Raw genomic sequence first — 17,113 nt, 5'->3', positions numbered from 1 at the left:
GTCCGGCGGGCCGCCGCCGACGTCAGAACTGGCCGGGCACGTAGTCCCCGGCGGGCTGCCGGTTGATGACGTTGATCCGGTTGTAGGCGTTGATGATCGCGATCAGGGAGATCAGCGCGGCGAGCTGGTCCTCGTCGTAGTGCGCGGCGGCCCGGGCCCAGGTCTCGTCGGAGACGCCGCCCGAGGCGTCGGCCAGGCGCGACCCCTCCTCGGTCAGCTCCAGGGCGGCCCGCTCGGGCTCGGTGAACACGGTGGCCTCCCGCCAGACGGCGACCAGGTTCAGCCGGAGCTGCGTCTCCCCGGCGGCCGCGGCGTCCTTGGTGTGCATGTCGGTGCAGAAGCCGCAGCCGTTGATCTGGCTCGCCCGGATCTTCACGAGCTCCTGCGTGACGGCGGGCAGGGTCGAGTCCACGACGAGCTTGTTCGCGGAGTTGATGTGCCGCAGGACCTTTCCGGCGAAGGGGTTACCGAAGAAGTCGATCCTGGCGTCCATGTGTGTGCTCTCCTTGGTGAGGGTGACGGCCCGCGTCGCGGGTCCGCACACCTGACCGGGACCGGCCCACGAATGTGACCGGCCGCCCACGACACCTTGTCTGCCCCTGGCGAATCTCCTCCCGGCATGCCCGTCGCGCGGTGTCTGATGGGACCTATGGACGATCAGGAGGCACTGGACGCCTACTCGGCGGCGATCGTGCGCGTGGTCGACGCCGTGCTGCCGTCGGTCGCGGCGGTCTCGGTGCGGACGGCACGCGGGGCCGGGGCCGGCAGCGCCTCGGTCGTCCCGGGCGAGCGGCTGCTGCTCACGAGCGCGCACGTCGTCGAGTCGGCCACCGACGTCCGGGCTTCGTTCTCCGACGGCTCGGAGGTCGCCGCGCGGGTGATCGGCCGGGACCCGCTCTCCGACCTCGCCGTGCTGCGTGCGGACGACGACGTGCCGCCCGCCCTCCCGCTGGGGGACGCGGCCGGCCTGCGGGTGGGGCAGCTCGTCGTCGCCCTCGGCAACCCGCTCGGCCTGGCGGGCAGCGTCACGGCCGGGATCGTGTCCGCGCTCGGCCGGTCGCTGCCCACCGGGGCCGGCCGGATCATCGACGAGGTGGTGCAGACCGACGCGGCGCTCAACCCGGGCAACAGCGGCGGAGCGCTCGCGGACACGTCAGGCCGGCTCGTCGGCGTCAACACCGCCGTGGCGGGCATCGGCCTGGGTCTCGCGGTGCCGGTCAACGCCACGACCCGGGCCATCATCGACACCCTGGTCCGGGACGGGCGGGTGCGGCGCGCGTGGCTGGGCATCGCCGGCGCGCAGGTGGTGCTGCCCGAGCCGGTCGCCGAACGGGTCGGCTCCCGGACCGGCATGCAGGTGGCGCAGGTCATCGCGCGGTCCCCGGCCGACCTCGCGGGGATCCGGCGCGGCGACATCCTCGTGGCGATCGACGGCTCGACCGTCGTGACGACCACGGCCGTGCAGCGCCTCATGGTGGGCGACGCGATCGGGCGGCGCACCGAGGTGACGGTGTGGCGCAACGGCGCCCTCGTCGACGCGGTGGTGCTCCCGCAGGAGCTCGTCACCTCGCCGTGAGGGCACCGGGCGCCGTCGTCACACCGCCGCGGCCGCGTCCGCCAGGAGCCGGGCGAGCTCCGCCGGGCGCGTGAACATGGGCCAGTGGCCCGAGTCGATGTCGACCAGGTCGACGCGCTTGGCGCGCGCGAGCTCGGGCACGTCGCCGGCGTCGATCCACTCCCGCGCCTGGGCGGGCGTGAACTCGGGGCACACGACCACCACGGGCACGTCGAACCGGCGCTCGTCGCTCAGGTGCACCACGCCGCGGGCGACCCCCTCGGGGACCGGGACGGCCTTGGCCGCGAAGGTGCTCCGGGCCGCCTCGTCCAGGTCGTCGGAGTCGGGCCCCGCGAACGGCTCCCAGCCGGGGAACGGCATCACGCCGTCCGTGACGGGGAACAGGTCGGCGTAGGGCTTGCCGTCGTCCCACGGGAAGCCGCCGATCTGGACCACGCCGGCCACCGCCTCCGGGCGGGCGTCGGCCGCGAGCCACGCCAGGGTGCACGCCGCTGAGTGCCCCACGACGAGCGGCCCGCCGGACGCCGCGTCGACGGCCGCGACCACGGTGGCGACCTGGTCCGCGAGCGTGGCGTCCGCCCGGCCGTCGCCCTGGCCGGGCAGCGTGACCGGCACGGGCCGGTGGCCCAGCGCCTCGAGCTGCGGGACGACGTCGTCCCAGGCCGAACCGTCGAGCCAGAGGCCGCCGATGAGCAGGATGTCCATGATTCTCGTCTCCCGGGCTGATCCCGTGCTGGGTGGTGGATACGGTGCGGTGCGATCCCCGCGAACACCACGTTAGGACCGGTTCCGGACGTTCCGCTTCCGGATCGAAAATCCCGCGCGAAGCCGATGAGTTTGCCGCCACGCTCCCGTCCAACCCGTAGAACCCACCCCACACACCCCGCCCGCAGGACGCCGCACCGCGCGGCCACCACGACAGGAGATCCACCGCATGCGCACCATCGTCGCCACGCACTTCGTCTCGCTCGACGGCAAGGTCGACCCGACCGGGGGCGACCCCGAGCTGCACGACACCGCGTGGACCTTCAAGACCGTCGACATGGTCCCCGAGGCCTACGAGCTCAAGGGCCGCGAGCAGGAGGAGGCCGGGGCGCTGCTGCTCGGCCGCACCAGCTACCAGATGTTCGCGCCGGTCTGGCCGGACATGGCCGAGTTCACGCGCTACAACGAGCTGCCCAAGTACGTCGTCTCGACGACCCTCACCGACGCGGACCTCACCGACAACTGGGGTGAGACCACCATCCTGCGCTCGCTGGACGACGTCGCCCGGCTCAAGGAGACCGACGGCGGCGAGATCCAGGTGCACGGCAGCGTGTCGCTCACCCGGGCGCTCGCGGACGCGGGCCTCGTCGACTCCTACCACCTGCTGGTCTTCCCGGTGCTCCTGGGCCAGGGCAAGCCGCTGTTCAGCGACACCGACAAGCCCGCGCAGAAGCTCCGGCTGGTCGAGCACGAGGCGTACAGGAACGGCGTCCAGAAGCAGGTCTTCGACGTCGTGCGCTGACGGCATAGCCTGCAGGGGTGCCGTCCGAGACCAGCCCCACCGCCCGCGCCCTGCGCGCCCTGGAGATCCTGCAGACGCGCCCGGGCACGACGGCGGACGAGCTCGGGGACCGGCTCGGCGTCACGGAGCGGGCCGCCCGCCGGTACGTCGAGATCCTGCGTGAGGCGGGGATCCCCGTCACCTCGGCCCGGGGGCCGCACGGTGGCTACCGGCTCGGGCGGGGCACCCGGCTCCCGCCGGTCACGTTCACGCAGACCGAGGCGCTCGGCCTGGTTATGGCCGTGCTCGACAGCCACCCCGAGGCCGACGACCTCGTCAGCACCGCGCTCGGCAAGGTCATCCGCGCGCTGCCCGAGGACGTCGGCCGGCAGGCCGCCACCCTGCGCGAGCACGCCTCCGCGGCCCCGGACCGGTACGCGGCCCGCCCCGACACCGCCGTCACCAGCGAGCTCGTCGCCGCCGTCGCCGCCCGACGGCGCGTGCTGGTCACCTACCGCGGCGAGTCCGGCAGCGAGTGGGTCGCCGAGGTGGACCCCTGGGCCGTCGTCGTGCGCTACGGGCGCTGGTACCTGCTGTGCCACTCGCACCGCGCCGACGCCGTGCGCACCTACCGCGTGGACCGGGTCATCGCCGTCGAGCACACGGACCGGCCCTTCGAGCCGCCCGCCGACCTCGACCCCGTCGCGGCGCTGGAGGAGCACCTCGGCACCGGCTGGCAGTTCACCACGCGCGTCGTGTTCGACGCCCCGCTCGCCGACGTCGCCCCCTGGGTCGGCGCGCAGATGGGCCGCCTCGAAGCCGTGGGGGAGGACCGGTGCGTCCTGACGGGCACCACCCGCAACCCGGCCATGTACGCGCAGGAGTGGCTGGCGAGCGTGCCGTTCGCCTTCCGGGTCGAGGACGGCCCCGAGCTGCGGGCCGCGGTCGCGACGCTCGCGGAGCGGCTGGCGGCCGCGGTCCGGGACTCGTAGCACCTGCGGTCCCCCTGGTCAGTGGTGGGCCCGGCGCTCCAGGTCGCCCAGGGTGGCCGGGAGGTCCGCCAGGGCGGACAGGGCCCGGCCCTGGCACAGGTCCACCACGCCGTCGTAGGCGCGGGCGTCGTCCGTGTGCGCGCGGGCGTGGTCGCGGACGTGCTCGGCGAGGAGCAGCGCGTCGCGGTGGTCGCCCAGCACGGACTGGATCCGGTGGCCGACGGCGCCCAGGTCCTTGGTCCTGCCGCCCAGCAGCCCGACCGGCTCGCGGGTGACGGCGTCGCAGGTGTGCCGCAGCCTCCGCGCCGCCTTGCGCAGCTCGTGGGCGGCCTCCGGGTCCGCGAGCCGGGGCGCGGCGTCGAGGGTGCGCGCCGCCTGCCGCCGCACTGTCCGGCGGGCCGCCTTCCTGGCCGGCCGCCCCGCCCGGTCGCCGAGCCGGGGCAGGGCCGCCCACTCGGCCAGCAGCCGGTCCAGGTCGCGGCTCTGCTCCGACCGGATCCAGCGCACCGCCTCCGCGTGGGCGTGCAGATGGGCCGTCCGCAGCGGGTCGACGAGAGCGGAGCGGGCGGCGTCGTCCAGTCCCGCGGTGTCGGACGCCGCGGCGGCCTGCTGCGCCCGGACCTCCAGGTCGCGGGCCTTCCCCAGCACGTCGCCGAGCTCCTTGAGCCGGGACCGGAGCACGGCCGCGGCGTCCCGGTCGAGGTACCTGCGGAACGCGGCCAGCACGTTGCGCAGGCGCCGTACCGACGTGCGCAGGCGGTGCACGGCGTCGGGCTCGTCGGCCAGCGCCGCGGGGACGTCGTCGTGGATCCGGCGCACCAGGTCGCCGACCGCGAGGGTCAGCAGCTCGCCCGCGGTCCCGGGGCGCGTCGTGCCGGCGTCAGAGGTGGCGATCCCGCCAGGCTACCGCGCGTCATGCGACGGGGGCCCGGACGACACCATCTGGGGCCGTCGATGGTGATCATCGGCCCGGTCGTCACGCTGCTGACGATGGTCGTGCCCTTCCTCTGGGCCGGTACCGCAGCTCAGGGCAGGATCGAGTCCACGTAGCCGCCGTCCACCCGGACGGCGGCTCCCGTGGTCGCGGAGGCGAGCGGCGAGCTGAGGTAGGCGACCATGTTCGCGATCTCCTCCGGCTCGATGAGCCGCTGGAGCAGCGACTGCGGGCGGTACAGCCGCATGAACACCCGCTGCGCCTCCTCCCAGGGCAGGGTCTCGTCCACGAGCTCGTAGACGAAGTTCTCGACGCCGCCGGTGTGGGTGGGGCCGGCGATGACGGAGTTGACCGTCACGCCGGTGCCCGCCGCCTCCTTGGCGAAGCCGCGGGAGACGCCCAGCAGCGCCGTCTTCGAGACGCCGTAATGGATCATCTCGGCCGGGATCACGATGGCCGAGTCGCTGGCGATGTTCAGCACGCGTCCCCAGCCGCGCGCCGTCATGCCGGGCAGCGTCTCGCGGATCAGGCGGACGGCCGCCAGGACGTTGACCTCGAAGTACCGGCGCCACTGGTCGTCGTCGATGTCCAGCGGCGGCACGCTGCCGAAGATGCCCAGGTTGTTGACCAGCACGTCGACGTCGCCCACGGCCGCGAGCACCTGCGCGGCACCTGCCGCGTCGGTGACGTCGCCGGTCGCCGCGACGAGCTCGCGGTCCGCCGACTCCTCGAGCAGCTCGTCGATCGTGGCGACGACGCCGTCCGGGCGGCGTCCGTTGATCGCCACCCGGGCGCCCGCGTCGGCGAGCTTCGCGGCGATCGCCCGCCCGATGCCCTGGGTCGAGCCGGTCACCAGTGCGGTCCTGCCGGTCAGATCGATCTGCATGCTTCCCCCTGCTGTGTCGTGACGGCTCTACCCGGTGCACCCAGACTGAACCATCCGGCACGGCGCGCAAGCGCGGTGTCTGCGTCCATATGGAAGGTTTTGTAGTGCGTGACCTCGCGGGTGCCGTTGGCCCTGGGTGGGTCAGGTGGGGTGGGTCCAGGAGAGGTCGGGGTGTCGGGACCGGGTGCGGGCTCGAGCAGGTGACCGGCTGGGTCGATTCGCCGGGCGTGGTTGGTGGGGTGGTGGGCTGGGTCGGTAGGCGATCGCGCTGTGGGTGGGGGTGGTGTGGCAGCCGATCTGGTAGCGGCTGCGTGGGGTGTGGCCGGGTGCGGGGCCGGTCATGCCGACGGCGGGGGTCCAGGCTGGTGTCGTGGTGCGGTCACGGGCTGCGGCTGGGCTTGGAGTGTGGTCGGTCTCGTTGGCTGCTGGTCCGTTTTCGGGCGCACTGGGGTGCTGGCCGGGGTCCGTGGCGCTGGTTCTGGCTGGTGTTGGTGGTGGGGGCGCGATCGAGACATAGGTGTGCCCCGTGGGTGTGATGGTCTCGACGGCGTGCCGGCCGTGGAGCTGGGTGGTTTTCTGTGACCAGCCGGGTGCCTGCTTGGCGTGGTTGCATCTGGCGCATAGGCCCTGGCCGTTGTCGAGGCTGGTCGGGCCGCCCTCAGCGTGCGGGGTGATGTGGTCCAGGTGTCTGATCGGGGCGTCGCACCAGGTGGTGGCGCAGATCCCCTGCTCCCGGGCGCGGAGAAGGGCGGCCAGGCCGTGGGGGTGGAACCGGGACGTGGAGGTCGTGGCCAGCAGCCGGCCGTGGGGGTTGACGTAGATCGAGCGCAGCCACGCGGTGTCGGTGTCGATCGCGTGCGCTGCCAGGTGGCGGGCGACCGGAGCCGGGACGACGCCCACACCCGCCGGGGCTCCCTCGACCACCACGGCGGGCTGGTCACCGTTAGCCAGGAGGGTGTCGTCCGAGACCAGGAGGTTGATCGTGACTGGCACGTCCTGGGCGTGTCCGGACTCGCGTCCGGTGGTGCGTTCGATGAGGGTGTCGGCCATGATCTGCCCCGCACTCCGCTCATCACCCGCCGCTTTGACAGCGTCTGCGTGGGCCTTGAGCTGGGCGTAGGCCTGCACGCCCTCAGCCATCGGGACCAGGGCGGTCAGGTAGACCATCAGGTCGGGTGCGGGCCGCACCGACACCCGCCGCTCCGACACGGCCTTGGCGTTGCGCTTGACGCACGCGTGCACGTCCAACTGGGCGGCCAGTTCCTTGATGCGTGCGATCAGGCGGCGTGTGCCCATCCGGGCCAGCTCGGCCAGATGCGCTGGGCCGCAGATCTCCTCGTCGATCAGGGCGCGGTGTTCCAGGGTCAGGTGGGAGGTCTCGCGGACCAGGAGCGTGGCGCGCCACGGGGAGAGCACCCCGGACTGCAACGCGGCGAAGGTGCGGGGCATCTGGGTGACCCAGACCCGGGACGTGCTCACGAACCCGGCCCCGGCGTGCGGGCTCACCCGCAGCGCGGCACCGACCTGGTTCGGGACACCGCGTCCGCGCCGCTCGGACCGGATGCTCTGCCGGGCCTCCTCGGTCCGGGTTGCCTCGTCCAACACGACCGCCAGCCGGGCCTGCGTCGCGGTGATCGTGTTCTTGACGGCCTCCAGCTCACCGAGCAGGTCGACCCACTCGGCCTGTACCGCACCGGAAACAAGAGCACCTGGCCCGGTGTCAGTGGCACCGGGCAGGATCATGCCTGCCAGTAGTTCCCGCACCGCCCGCACGCCCGCCACGTCAACGACCCCGCCGGGCGCGGACGCGGGCGCACCGGACGGCACGGCACCACCGCGCTGCGGAGCACCACCGTGCTGCGGAGCGCCGTCGGGCAGCACCGAGCGCGCAGGCTGCTCGCCTGCCGCCGTCAGCATCTCACCCGTTCGCGTCATGCCATCAACATATGGCACACCCGTTCGCATCGCTCGTCGAACCAACCCGATCTGCCAACAGCAGAACTGGCAGTTCGTCTTGTGGACAAGTCTTGGAACTCGGCGGCCGGCGGCCCCGAACGGGCGGGCCGTCTCGTCGATCACGCCAGACGCTCGTCGCGGGGACGGAAACCTCAGGAACACCCGCGCCGGCCACAGCACAGGACCGCGCAGCACAGGACCAGGCAGCGCAGGACCAGGCAGCGCGGAGCGACGCAGTGCCGAGCCGGGCAACAGTCCCGTTCGGTTGAAGACCGCACGGCACAGAGCCGGGCAGTGCAAGGTCGAGACGAGTGCGCCTATCACCGGTGAGGCGAGCAGCCTCCAACACCGCTCCGAGCCGCGTTCCTGCGCGGTCCCCGCCGCCCCGCCGCCCCGGGACGCCAGGCGACCGGGGTACCGGACTGCCGAAAATCGTGAGTTCGACACTCCCAAGTCGCAGCACGTTCAGACGTAGGGCATCAAACTTCGCTGCATCAGCGTCAGCGTCAGCACTTCACTTGCCGCCGGAGCCTGACCCCTTCGACCACCGACCCCTGTAATCAACCCTCTAGTCGTCCGCGCGGGACCAGCGGTCCCAGAGCCAGAGCAGGAAGACCAGTAGCAGGAACGCGGGGATGCCCGCGATGCCGAGCCGCGTGAACCAGTCCGACAGCTCCGCGCCGAAGCCCGGTCTTGCGCCGTCCGCGCTGCTGGGTCCGTCGGAGCCGGAGTCGACGGCGCCGCCGCCGGTGCCTCCGCCGTTGTTGTCGCTACTGCCGCCGTCTTCCTCGGCACCGTCGGCGGTGCTGTCGGGACCGGCGGGGGAGTCGGCGGGCGCGCCGTCACCTGTCGCGGTGTCGACGCCGTCGTCGGACGAGTCGCTCAGCGTGCCGAGGTTGTCGAGCCACGTCGACACAGTGCCGGCGATATCGCGGGCCGAGTCCTCGACAGCGGTCAAGCCGTTGTCGTCCGCTCCGTCACCGCTGCCCGCGCCGCCCCCGCCACCCGCGCCGCCCCCGCCTCCCGCGCTGCCCGCGCCGCCCCCGCCGCCCCCGCCACCAGGGTTGGCGACCGACTCCGCGGCCGGCGGGTCGTCCGGCTGGTTGGCCACGAGCGCCGCCGCACCGCCACCGAACGCGAGCGCGGCGAGCACGCCCGCCACGATCGCGGCCTCCTTCTTGCCGAACGACGGCTTCGCGCCGCCCGCAGCCCCGGCCGCCCCCGCACCGGCTCCGGCACCCGCGCCCGCCGCACCGGCCACCGCGGCGCCCAGCGCACCCGTGGCCACGGCGCCCGCGACGAGGTGTTGTCCCAGGTCGCGCAGCATCCACGACACCTCGCGCACGTCCGTGAACGCGCGCGTGCACTCGGCGCAGCCGTCCATGTGTGCCTCGACCCGGGCGCGACGCCGGGGGAGCAGCCGCTCCTTGAGGTAGTCGTGCATGGCGGCGCGGGTGGTGCGGCACTCGGGTTCGTTGACGGTTTGTGCGTGGGCGGCGGCGAAGGCGCCGGCGAGGCGTTCCTCGGCACGGCGCAGCCGCATGGTCACCGCGTGCGGACGCACGCCGAGGTCGCCGGCGATGTCCGCGACGGCCATGTCGTGGACGTGGCGGTCCAGGAGGATCTTGCGGTCGTCGTCGGCCAGGTCGGACAGCGCGGTGCGCAGCATGGAGACGTCCGCCTCGCGTTCGGCGTCCAGCTCGGCGCCGGCCACCGGCGGTGTCAGGGCATCGAGGGTGTCGTCCTCGACCGGGCGTGCCCGCCCGGCCTCGCGGGTCATGGAGATGGCCTCGTTGACCGCGGCCCTGCGCCAGTAGGGGGCGGGGTCGTCGATGGTGCCGCCGGTGGAGACGATGCGGACCATCTTCTCCAGCGCGCGGCTGGTCGCTTCTTCGGCGTCGATGCCGGGTACGCGTGCTGCGACGGAGCGCACGACGTTGGGCCGGTGCACCACCCAGTCGTCAAGCTGCATCGCGCGTGCGGCAGTCATACCGGTCCATCCCCTCCCGTTCGGGGACCATTCCACCGAGGCCGGGCACCGGCCGCGCGACGAAAAGCAGAATGTGCGTCAACGCACGATCGCCTTGACGGGCGGCGTACGGGCATCTAGTTTGAGTGAAACTTCACGTAAATCTGGAGGGGTGCCATGTCGGATCCGAGGCTCGAGAAGCTGATGCGCGCCAACCTGCTGGAGGTCTTCGGCGAGCGTGACCCCGCTCGCCGGGTGGAGGCGATCCGCCGCACGTACACCCAGGACGTGGTCTTCGCCGACGCGGAGGGTCAGGTGGAGGGGCACGAGGCGCTCGACACGAAGGTGCGGGAGATCCAGGACGGAGCGCCGGGTCTCGTGTTCCGCACGGACGGGGACTTCTACCAGGTGCAGGACATGGGCTACCTGGCGTGGGCGCTCGGACCCGAGGGGGCGCCGCCGGTCGTCCGCGGGACGGACATGGGCTTCGTCCGCGACGGACTGCTCGCGAAGGTCTACACCGTCCTGTTCCGCTGAACCGCATGGGCGGGTACGAAGTCCCTCCTGAGTCGCCCTTCGCCTTCCTCGACGACGACCAGGCGCGCGCCTGGTACGCCTACATGAAGGTGCACCTGCGCCTGCGGTACGAGATGAACCACCAGCTCCAGGCCGACGCCGACGTCTCCCTGGCGGACTACGACGTCCTGGTCGCGCTCACCAGTGACCAGGACGGGAGGATGACGGTCTCCGACCTGGCCACGCGGATCGGTGCCGAACGAAGCCGGGTGTCCCACCAGGTGCTGCGCATGGCTCGCCGAACCCTGGTCGAGGTCACCCCGAGCGTGCACGACCGCAGGGCGACGGACGTCACCCTGACCGACGAGGGGCGTGCCCTGCTCGGACGGGCCTCGCCGGGGCACGTCGCGTTCGTGCGCTCCGTCTTCCTCGACGCGCTGTCAGGCGCGCAGACCCGGCAGCTGGCGAGCGCGTTCGAGGGCATCTACGACCACCTGATCGCGCACGGGTCGCTTCCGCGCCCCGCGGATCATCCCTGAGCGACGGCCTGGCATCCGGGACCGAAGTACGGCAGGTCGGGCGCGACCGCCCCGGCCCCGATCGCGGCCGCGCTGAACGGATGGCACAGCAGGGGCAGCACCGCGGCGGGGTGCGAGAGCGTGAACGGCATCAGCTCGTCAGCGACGGCGGAGCACGAGCCCGCGCACGTACGACGCCTGGCCCGCGTGCTGCAGGTCGTCGTTCACGACGCTGACCAGCCGGACGCCGAGCGTCACCGGCGGGTCCCACCGCGTGTCGACCACGCGGTCGAGGTCCTCGTCGGACAGCCGGTTCAGGTACCGCACCGTCTGGTCGTGCACGGCGTCGTGGTACGCCGTCAGCAGGTCGCCGGAGGGGACGCGGACCGCGGCGACCTGGTCGGCGTCGTGCCGGTATCCGGTCTCCTCTGCCGGGAAGGGCAGCCCGAACCGGCGGTCCCAGCCGTCGTCCGACCAGATCTGGCTGGTGCCCGCGGCGTCGGCGACGTGGTCGTCCTGGACCCGGGTCAGGTGCCAGACGAGCCACGCGACGGAGTTGGACCCGTCGTCGGGCCGGAAGGCGAGCTCGTCCGCGGTCAGTCCCCGGACCGCGCCGTGCACCGTCTCCTTGATCCGGCCGAACGCGTCCACCAGCAGATCCGTACCCCGCATCGTTCCCCCTCAGGCCTCGACGTCGCGTGCGGTGCCACGATGCCACAGCGCCGCCGACGGCGGCTGCCCAGCCCCACCGACGGCGGCTGCTCAGCCCCGCCGACGCCGCACGCTCAGCCCGCCGAGAGCCGGATCATCACCTTGCTGCTGTCCCGGCCCGCGGCGGCCGCCAGCGCCGCGCCGGCCTCCTCGATGCCGAACCGGTGGGTGATCACGCCGGACACGTCCAGCCCGTCGCGCAGCGCGTCGAGCGCGTCGCTGATCTCCTCGACGAACCGGTAGGCGCCGATCCACGTGATCTCGCGGGTCACGAGGTCGCCCAGGGCGGCGGGCGCCGCGGTGCCGGGCAGGTTGCCGACCTGCACGAGGGTGCCGCCGCGGGCCGTGGCCCGCAGCACGCCGCCGAGCGCCGCGGGGGCGCCGGAGGCCTCGAAGACGAGCTCGCTGTCCGGCGGCAGCAGGTCACCGCCCGCCACGTTGAGGACGTGGTCGGCGCCGAGCTCCTTGGCCACGGCCAGGGAGGCGTCGGAGACGTCGGCCGCGGTCACGGAGGCGGCGCCGGCGTGCTTCGCGGCGGCCACGACCAGGCACCCGATGGGGCCGGCGCCGTTGACCACCACGTCGCGCCCGACGACGGCGCCGGCCCGGCGTACCGCGTGCATCGCCACGGCGAGCGGCTCGGCCAGCGCGCCCAGCTCCGTGCCGACGCCGTCGGGCAGACGGCGGAGCTGAGCCGCGGGGACGGCCCGCAGCTCGCTGAACCCGCCGTCGGTGTGGGGGTGGAAGGCGGCAGACCCGAAGTACCGGACCTGCGAGTGCAGGTTGGTGCGTCCGGCCAGCCGCTCGGGCAGCACGGACTCGGCAGTGGCCTGCGCCGGGTGCACCGTGACCGCGGTGCCCGGCGTCCAGCCGGTGACGCCGGGGCCGCTCGCGACCACGCGCCCGGCCACCTCGTGGCCCAGCACGAGCGGGTCGCGCAGCACGGCCGTGCCCGAGGCGCCGTTCTTCCAGTAGGCGACGTCGGACCCGCAGACGCCGCCCCACTCCATGGCCACGACGACCTCGCCGGGCCCGGCCACGGGGTCGGGACGCTCCTCGACCCGCAGGTCACCGGCGCCGTGGACGACGACGGCCCTCATGCCGCGTCCTCGAGCTGGACCAGGTCGCGCCCCTGGGTCTCGGGCGCGAGGCGCGCCGCGACCAGGGTGATGGTCGAGTAGACGATGAGCATCGCGGCGATGGGCCACCAGCTCCCGGTCGCGGCGGTCAGCGACGCCGCGATGACCGGCCCGATCGCGGTGGCGAGGATGCCGCCGATCTCCTTGGACAGGGCGAGCTGCGTGAACCGGGTGCGGGCGCCGAACAGCTCCGCCATCGTCACGCTCTCCAGGGCGAACAGGCCCAGCACGCCGAGGTTCAGGCCGGCGATCATGCCGAACAGGAGCGCGGCGGTGCTGCCGCTCGTGATGAGCAGCATCATCGGGAACGCGAACGCGATGGTCAGCAGGGAGAGCGCGGTGTAGATGGCGCGGCGGCCGAACCGGTCGCCGAGCATGCCGACCAGCGGCACGGTCGCGAAGCCCGCGATGGAGCCCCACATGATGGCCTCGGTGGGCAGCGCCCGGTCCGTGGCCAGGCTGGTGGCGATGTAGCCCACCAGGAAGGTCTGCACCAGGCCGGAGTTGCCGGCCTGGCCGAACCGCAGGGCCAGGGCCAGGAAGAACGCCTTGCCCTTGCGCTGCGCCAGGGCGGCCTCCAGCACGGGCGCGGTCTCGGTCTCCTTGACCTCGGCACGGGTCAGGGCGACGCCGTCGACGACGTCGGGGCGGGCCTCGAAGACCGGGCTCTCCTTGACGTTCCGGCGGATCCAGACGGCGAAGATCATCAGCACGAAGCTGAGCAGGAACGGCAGGCGCCAGCCCCACGACAGGAGCTGTTCCTCGCTGAGCACGACCAGCAGCAGGGCCCAGAGGGCGGAGGCCGCCAGGGTGCCCGAATTGGTGCCGAGCGAGACCAGCGAGGCGACCAGGCCGCGCCGCTTGACCGGCGCGTACTCGGCGAGCATCACCGTGGCGCCTGCGATCTCCGCGCCGGCACCGAAGCCCTGGACGAGCCGCAGCGCGACCAGCAGGATCGGCGCGGCGATCCCGATCATCTGGTAGGTCGGCAGCACGCCGATCAGCGTGGTGGACACGCCCATGAGCGCGATGGTCAGGAACAGCACCTTGCGGCGTCCGATCCGGTCGCCCATGCGGCCGAAGTAGACGGCGCCCGCGAGCCGCGCGACGTACCCCACGCCGTAGGTGGCCATCGCGGCGATCAGCGCGATGGCGGGGCTGACCCCGGGGAAGAAGATCTGGTTGAAGACGATCGCGGCCGCCAGCGAGTAGAGCTGGAAGTCCATGAACTCCATGGCCGTGCCGAGCCAGCCGGACACGGCGGCCCGGGTCAGGTCCTTGGTCGACCGGGTCACTGCGTTGCCCGGCGAGGTGTTCCCCGGTGAGGTGTCGCCCGGTGAGGTCATAGCGGTGTCCGCCATGGGAGGTGCTCCTTGACTTCTTTGACTGACGTCATTGTCCGAACGGCCGCGTCGGCCGATGTGTGGCAGGCCTTGTATGTAAGCAGCGTCCACAAGCCTGTGTCAACCGTCGGTGGCGTGGAAGAGCGCGTCGTCTCGTCTAGACTCCGGGCATGGGGCAAGCCTCGACCCGATCCAACCGGAGCGTCGTCTACGAGACGCTGCGGCGCAAGGTGCTCACGCTGGAGCTCGCTCCGGGTGCCTCCCTGTCGGAGAACGAGCTCGCCGCGTCGCTCGGCGTGAGCCGTACGCCGGTGCGGGAGAGCCTGATCCTGCTCGGTGAGGAGGGCCTGGTCCGGGTCTTCCCCAAGGTCGGGTCCTTCGTCTCCCGGGTCGACGCCGAGCGGGTCGCGGACGCGCAGTTTCTCCGCGAGGCGGTCGAGCTGGCGGCGTTCGACGACATCCCCGAAACCCTCGACCCCGACCTGCTCGCGGAGCTCCGGGCCAACCTGGAGCAGCAGCGCGAGCCCGGGCTCGACATCGAGCGGTTCTTCGCGCTCGACGAGGCGTTCCACCACGGTCTGCTGCGGCTGAGCGGGCACGGCAGGGCCTGGTCGACGGTCGTGGCGGCCAAGGGGCACCTGGACCGCGCACGCCGCCTCGGCCTGCACGAGACCAACGGCGTCGGCCGGTTCGTGGACGAGCACCATGCCATCCTCGACGCCGTGGTCGCCGGTGACATCTCCAGCGCCCGCGCCAGCCTCCGGGCGCACCTGCGCGCCGTCTTCGACGACATCGAGAAGACCCGGCAGCGCTCGCCCGAGCTGTTCGCCGCGGACGACGGGACCGTGCCCGTGCGCCGCAGCATCGCGGTCTGGGAGTAGCCCCTCCCTGCCGCCCGGGCGAGCGGTCCGGCGACCCCGTGTACTACCAGGGGGGTACACAGGAGTCATCGCTGGGACGATTCGCGGGCGCCCGTGGTGGACCAGAGTCGGTCACGTCAACATCTCCGGCACCACGAGAGAGGCGGCCGACGTGGCCTCCCCATTGATCACCGTCAGCAACCTGCGCAAGACCTACGGGTCCGGCCCCAGCGCCTTCGAGGCGCTCAAGGGCCTCGACCTGGACATCGCCGAGGGCGAGTCCCTGGCGATCGTCGGCAAGAGCGGCTCGGGCAAGTCGACCCTGATGCACCTGCTCGCCCTGCTCGACCGGCCCACCGCGGGCACCATCACCCTCGACGGCACCGACACCTCGCGGCTGTCCGCGCGGCAGCTCAACCACACCCGCAACAGCGCCTTCGGGTTCGTCTTCCAGCAGTTCTTCCTCAACGCCCAGGCCAGCGTGCTGGACAACGTGACGCTCCCGCTCAAGATCGCCGGCGTGCCGCGCCGCGAGCGCACCGCCCGCGGGATGGCGGCGCTGGCCCAGCTCGAGCTCGACGACAAGGCGGGCAACCGGGCCAACGACCTGTCCGGCGGGCAGAAGCAGCGCGTGGTCATCGCCCGGGCGCTGATCAACACGCCGCGCGTGATCTTCGCCGACGAGCCGACCGGCAACCTCGACACCGCCACGGGGACGGTCGTGGAGGACATCCTCTTCGACCTGAACCGGCGCCAGGGAATCAACCTGGTGGTCGTCACGCACGACGAGGAGCTCGCCTCCCGCTGCGACCGCAGCGTCTACATCCGCGACGGCCGCGTGGCCGCGCACGCGGAGGTGGCGGCATGAGGGCGCTCGACGTCGTCACCACGGCGTTCCGCAACGCGTTCCGGTCCCGGTTGCGGACCGGCCTGACCGTCCTGGCCATCTTCATCGGCGCGTTCACGCTGTCGGTGACCAACGGCCTGGGTACCGGCATCAACCGGTACATCGACGACACGGTGGCCTCGGTGGGCGTCGACGACGTCATGACCGTCACCGCGACGAACGAGGACGCCCCGGCCGACGGCGGTCCCGCCGAGTACGACCCCGACCAGATCGCGGTCGAGGGGCCGCCGGGGGCCACGACGACCGCCCTGACCGACGACGACATCGACACGATCGCCGGCATCGACGGCGTGCTGTCCGTGGAGCCGGTCAAGAACGTCACCACCGACTACGTGCAGCACGACGGCGGCGACAAGCTCCAGCTCTCGATCTCCCAGTTCGTGCCGGGGATGAAGGTCGAGCTCGCGTCCGGCACCCAGGTCGACCTCGACGCCGCCGACCCGCAGGTCGTGCTGCCCGAGAGCTACCTGGAGCCGCTGGGCCTGGGCACCGCGGCCGACGCCGTCGGGCAGACCGTCGTGCTGGCCGTCACCGACGGCACCGGCACGCAGGTGACCACCGAGGCGGACGTCGTGGGCATCGCCGAGCCCGGTGTCATCAGCATGGCCGGGGCGATCCCCAACGACACGCTCGCCGAGACGCTCTACGACCTGCAGACCACGGGGGCGCCGGAGGCGGAGACCGCGCGGTACGCCCAGGCGTCCGTCTCGTTCGACGCCGCGGCGGGCGACGAGGCGACGCAGGCACTCAAGGACCGGCTGGAGGACGCCGGCTACACCGCCAGCACCCTGGAGGACCAGCTCGGCACGATCACCTCCGTGATCGACGCCATCGTGCTCGTGCTCAACGGGTTCGCGGTGATCGCGCTGGTCGCGGCCGCCATCGGCATCGTCAACACGCTCTTCATGGCGGTCCAGGAGCGCACCCGCGAGGTGGGGCTCATGAAGGCGATGGGGCTGTCCAGCCCGCGCGTCTTCGCCCTGTTCAGCATCGAGGCGGTGGTCATCGGCCTGGTCGGCAGCGCCCTGGGCGTGCTCGCCGCGATCGGCGTCGGGCAGCTCGTGGGCGGCGTGTCCGGGGACCTCCTGGCGAACCTCCCGGGGCTCACCCTCATCGCGTTCGACCCGGTGACGGTCGCCGCCGTGGTGCTGGGCGTCATGGCCATCGCGTTCGTCGCCGGCACGCTGCCCGCCCTGCGGGCCGCCCGGCAGGACCCGATCTCCTCGCTGCGCTACGAGTGACCGGACGGCGGGCGGCGCCTTCGCCGGGCGGCGGAGCAGGCGTGCGGCTACTTTTCAGGTCATGGACTTCTGGGACGAC

The 17,113-nt window shown here is 72.7% G+C and carries 18 protein-coding genes; 8 read left to right on the top strand and 10 right to left on the bottom strand.

Features of this window, described 5'->3' with window-relative positions; genetic code table 11:
- Window positions 1-22: 22 nt before the first annotated feature.
- The gene (locus AB0I29_RS20455; protein WP_285106630.1) at window positions 23-493 is read right to left on the bottom strand and encodes a carboxymuconolactone decarboxylase family protein; all 471 of its coding nucleotides are present in this window, start codon (window positions 491-493) and stop codon (window positions 23-25) included.
- Window positions 494-649: 156 nt separating this feature from the next.
- On the opposite strand from AB0I29_RS20455, the gene AB0I29_RS20450 reads away from it, so the two are divergent.
- Entirely contained in the window at window positions 650-1,576 is a 927-nt protein-coding gene (locus AB0I29_RS20450) for a trypsin-like peptidase domain-containing protein (protein WP_285106632.1), read from the top strand.
- A gap of 18 nt (window positions 1,577-1,594) precedes the next feature.
- On the opposite strand, the gene AB0I29_RS20445 is transcribed toward AB0I29_RS20450, so the two are convergent.
- Window positions 1,595-2,281 (bottom strand): alpha/beta hydrolase, encoded by a 687-nt coding sequence (locus tag AB0I29_RS20445; protein WP_357484978.1) that lies wholly within the window; start codon window positions 2,279-2,281, stop codon window positions 1,595-1,597.
- Window positions 2,282-2,510: 229 nt separating this feature from the next.
- Here AB0I29_RS20445 and AB0I29_RS20440 point away from each other — a divergent pair, with 229 nt between their 5' ends.
- Both AB0I29_RS20440 and AB0I29_RS20435 read left to right on the top strand, forming a co-directional pair.
- Window positions 2,511-3,083: a dihydrofolate reductase family protein gene (locus AB0I29_RS20440; RefSeq protein WP_285106635.1), complete on the top strand. Its 573-nt coding sequence runs from the start codon at window positions 2,511-2,513 to the stop codon at window positions 3,081-3,083.
- A gap of 17 nt (window positions 3,084-3,100) precedes the next feature.
- Entirely contained in the window at window positions 3,101-4,054 is a 954-nt protein-coding gene (locus tag AB0I29_RS20435) for a WYL domain-containing protein (RefSeq protein WP_285106638.1), read from the top strand.
- Between the two features lie 18 nt (window positions 4,055-4,072).
- On the opposite strand, the gene AB0I29_RS20430 is transcribed toward AB0I29_RS20435, so the two are convergent.
- The 4 genes from AB0I29_RS20430 to AB0I29_RS20415 form a co-directional block, all read right to left on the bottom strand.
- A complete protein-coding gene (locus AB0I29_RS20430) occupies window positions 4,073-4,873 on the bottom strand; it encodes a CHAD domain-containing protein (RefSeq protein ID WP_285106639.1) in 801 nt (266 codons plus the stop codon).
- A 206-nt stretch (window positions 4,874-5,079) separates the two neighbouring features.
- Window positions 5,080-5,874 carry an SDR family oxidoreductase gene (locus AB0I29_RS20425; RefSeq protein ID WP_285106652.1) on the bottom strand — a complete coding sequence of 265 codons (795 nt, stop codon included), beginning with the start codon at window positions 5,872-5,874 and terminating at the stop codon, window positions 5,080-5,082.
- A 141-nt stretch (window positions 5,875-6,015) separates the two neighbouring features.
- Window positions 6,016-7,617: a DUF222 domain-containing protein gene (locus AB0I29_RS20420; RefSeq protein ID WP_357485047.1), complete on the bottom strand. Its 1,602-nt coding sequence runs from the start codon at window positions 7,615-7,617 to the stop codon at window positions 6,016-6,018.
- A gap of 781 nt (window positions 7,618-8,398) precedes the next feature.
- Window positions 8,399-9,820: a sigma-70 family RNA polymerase sigma factor gene (locus AB0I29_RS20415; RefSeq protein WP_357484972.1), complete on the bottom strand. Its 1,422-nt coding sequence runs from the start codon at window positions 9,818-9,820 to the stop codon at window positions 8,399-8,401.
- 156 nt (window positions 9,821-9,976) lie between these two features.
- Between AB0I29_RS20415 and AB0I29_RS20410 the strand changes: the two genes are divergently transcribed.
- A complete protein-coding gene (locus AB0I29_RS20410; protein ID WP_357484969.1) occupies window positions 9,977-10,336 on the top strand; it encodes a nuclear transport factor 2 family protein in 360 nt (119 codons plus the stop codon).
- Between the two features lie 5 nt (window positions 10,337-10,341).
- On the top strand, window positions 10,342-10,854 hold the full coding sequence (locus tag AB0I29_RS20405; protein WP_285106656.1) for a MarR family transcriptional regulator: 513 nt from the start codon (window positions 10,342-10,344) through the stop codon (window positions 10,852-10,854).
- On the opposite strand, the gene AB0I29_RS20400 is transcribed toward AB0I29_RS20405, so the two are convergent.
- From AB0I29_RS20400 to AB0I29_RS20385, 4 genes are all read right to left on the bottom strand, one after another.
- The gene (locus AB0I29_RS20400; protein ID WP_357484965.1) at window positions 10,845-10,985 is read right to left on the bottom strand and encodes a DUF4184 family protein; all 141 of its coding nucleotides are present in this window, start codon (window positions 10,983-10,985) and stop codon (window positions 10,845-10,847) included. The two genes, AB0I29_RS20405 and AB0I29_RS20400, sit on opposite strands and share 10 nt — an antisense overlap.
- 7 nt (window positions 10,986-10,992) lie before the next feature.
- Window positions 10,993-11,505: a DinB family protein gene (locus tag AB0I29_RS20395; RefSeq protein WP_285106660.1), complete on the bottom strand. Its 513-nt coding sequence runs from the start codon at window positions 11,503-11,505 to the stop codon at window positions 10,993-10,995.
- A gap of 113 nt (window positions 11,506-11,618) precedes the next feature.
- Window positions 11,619-12,644 (bottom strand): L-idonate 5-dehydrogenase, encoded by a 1,026-nt coding sequence (locus AB0I29_RS20390; RefSeq protein WP_357484961.1) that lies wholly within the window; start codon window positions 12,642-12,644, stop codon window positions 11,619-11,621.
- Window positions 12,641-14,029: an MFS transporter gene (locus AB0I29_RS20385; RefSeq protein WP_285107068.1), complete on the bottom strand. Its 1,389-nt coding sequence runs from the start codon at window positions 14,027-14,029 to the stop codon at window positions 12,641-12,643. Before AB0I29_RS20385 ends, AB0I29_RS20390 begins: the two co-directional genes overlap by 4 nt.
- Window positions 14,030-14,196: 167 nt before the next feature.
- Here AB0I29_RS20385 and AB0I29_RS20380 point away from each other — a divergent pair, with 167 nt between their 5' ends.
- The 3 genes from AB0I29_RS20380 (at window position 14,197) to AB0I29_RS20370 (ending at window position 17,034) form a co-directional block, all read left to right on the top strand.
- Window positions 14,197-14,907, top strand: a complete 711-nt coding sequence (locus AB0I29_RS20380) for a GntR family transcriptional regulator (protein WP_285106663.1) — start codon at window positions 14,197-14,199, stop codon at window positions 14,905-14,907.
- Window positions 14,908-15,058: 151 nt separating this feature from the next.
- On the top strand, window positions 15,059-15,754 hold the full coding sequence (locus AB0I29_RS20375; protein ID WP_285106664.1) for an ABC transporter ATP-binding protein: 696 nt from the start codon (window positions 15,059-15,061) through the stop codon (window positions 15,752-15,754).
- Window positions 15,751-17,034, top strand: a complete 1,284-nt coding sequence (locus tag AB0I29_RS20370) for an ABC transporter permease (RefSeq protein WP_357484956.1) — start codon at window positions 15,751-15,753, stop codon at window positions 17,032-17,034. Before AB0I29_RS20375 ends, AB0I29_RS20370 begins: the two co-directional genes overlap by 4 nt.
- Window positions 17,035-17,113: the final 79 nt, after the last annotated feature.

It is taken from the genome of Promicromonospora sp. NPDC050262 (assembly GCF_040655935.1).
In the GTDB taxonomy this organism is placed as follows: domain Bacteria; phylum Actinomycetota; class Actinomycetes; order Actinomycetales; family Cellulomonadaceae; genus Promicromonospora.
The sequence above is the reverse complement of the archived record's forward strand: the minus strand, read 5'-3'. Positions and strand labels throughout refer to the sequence as shown.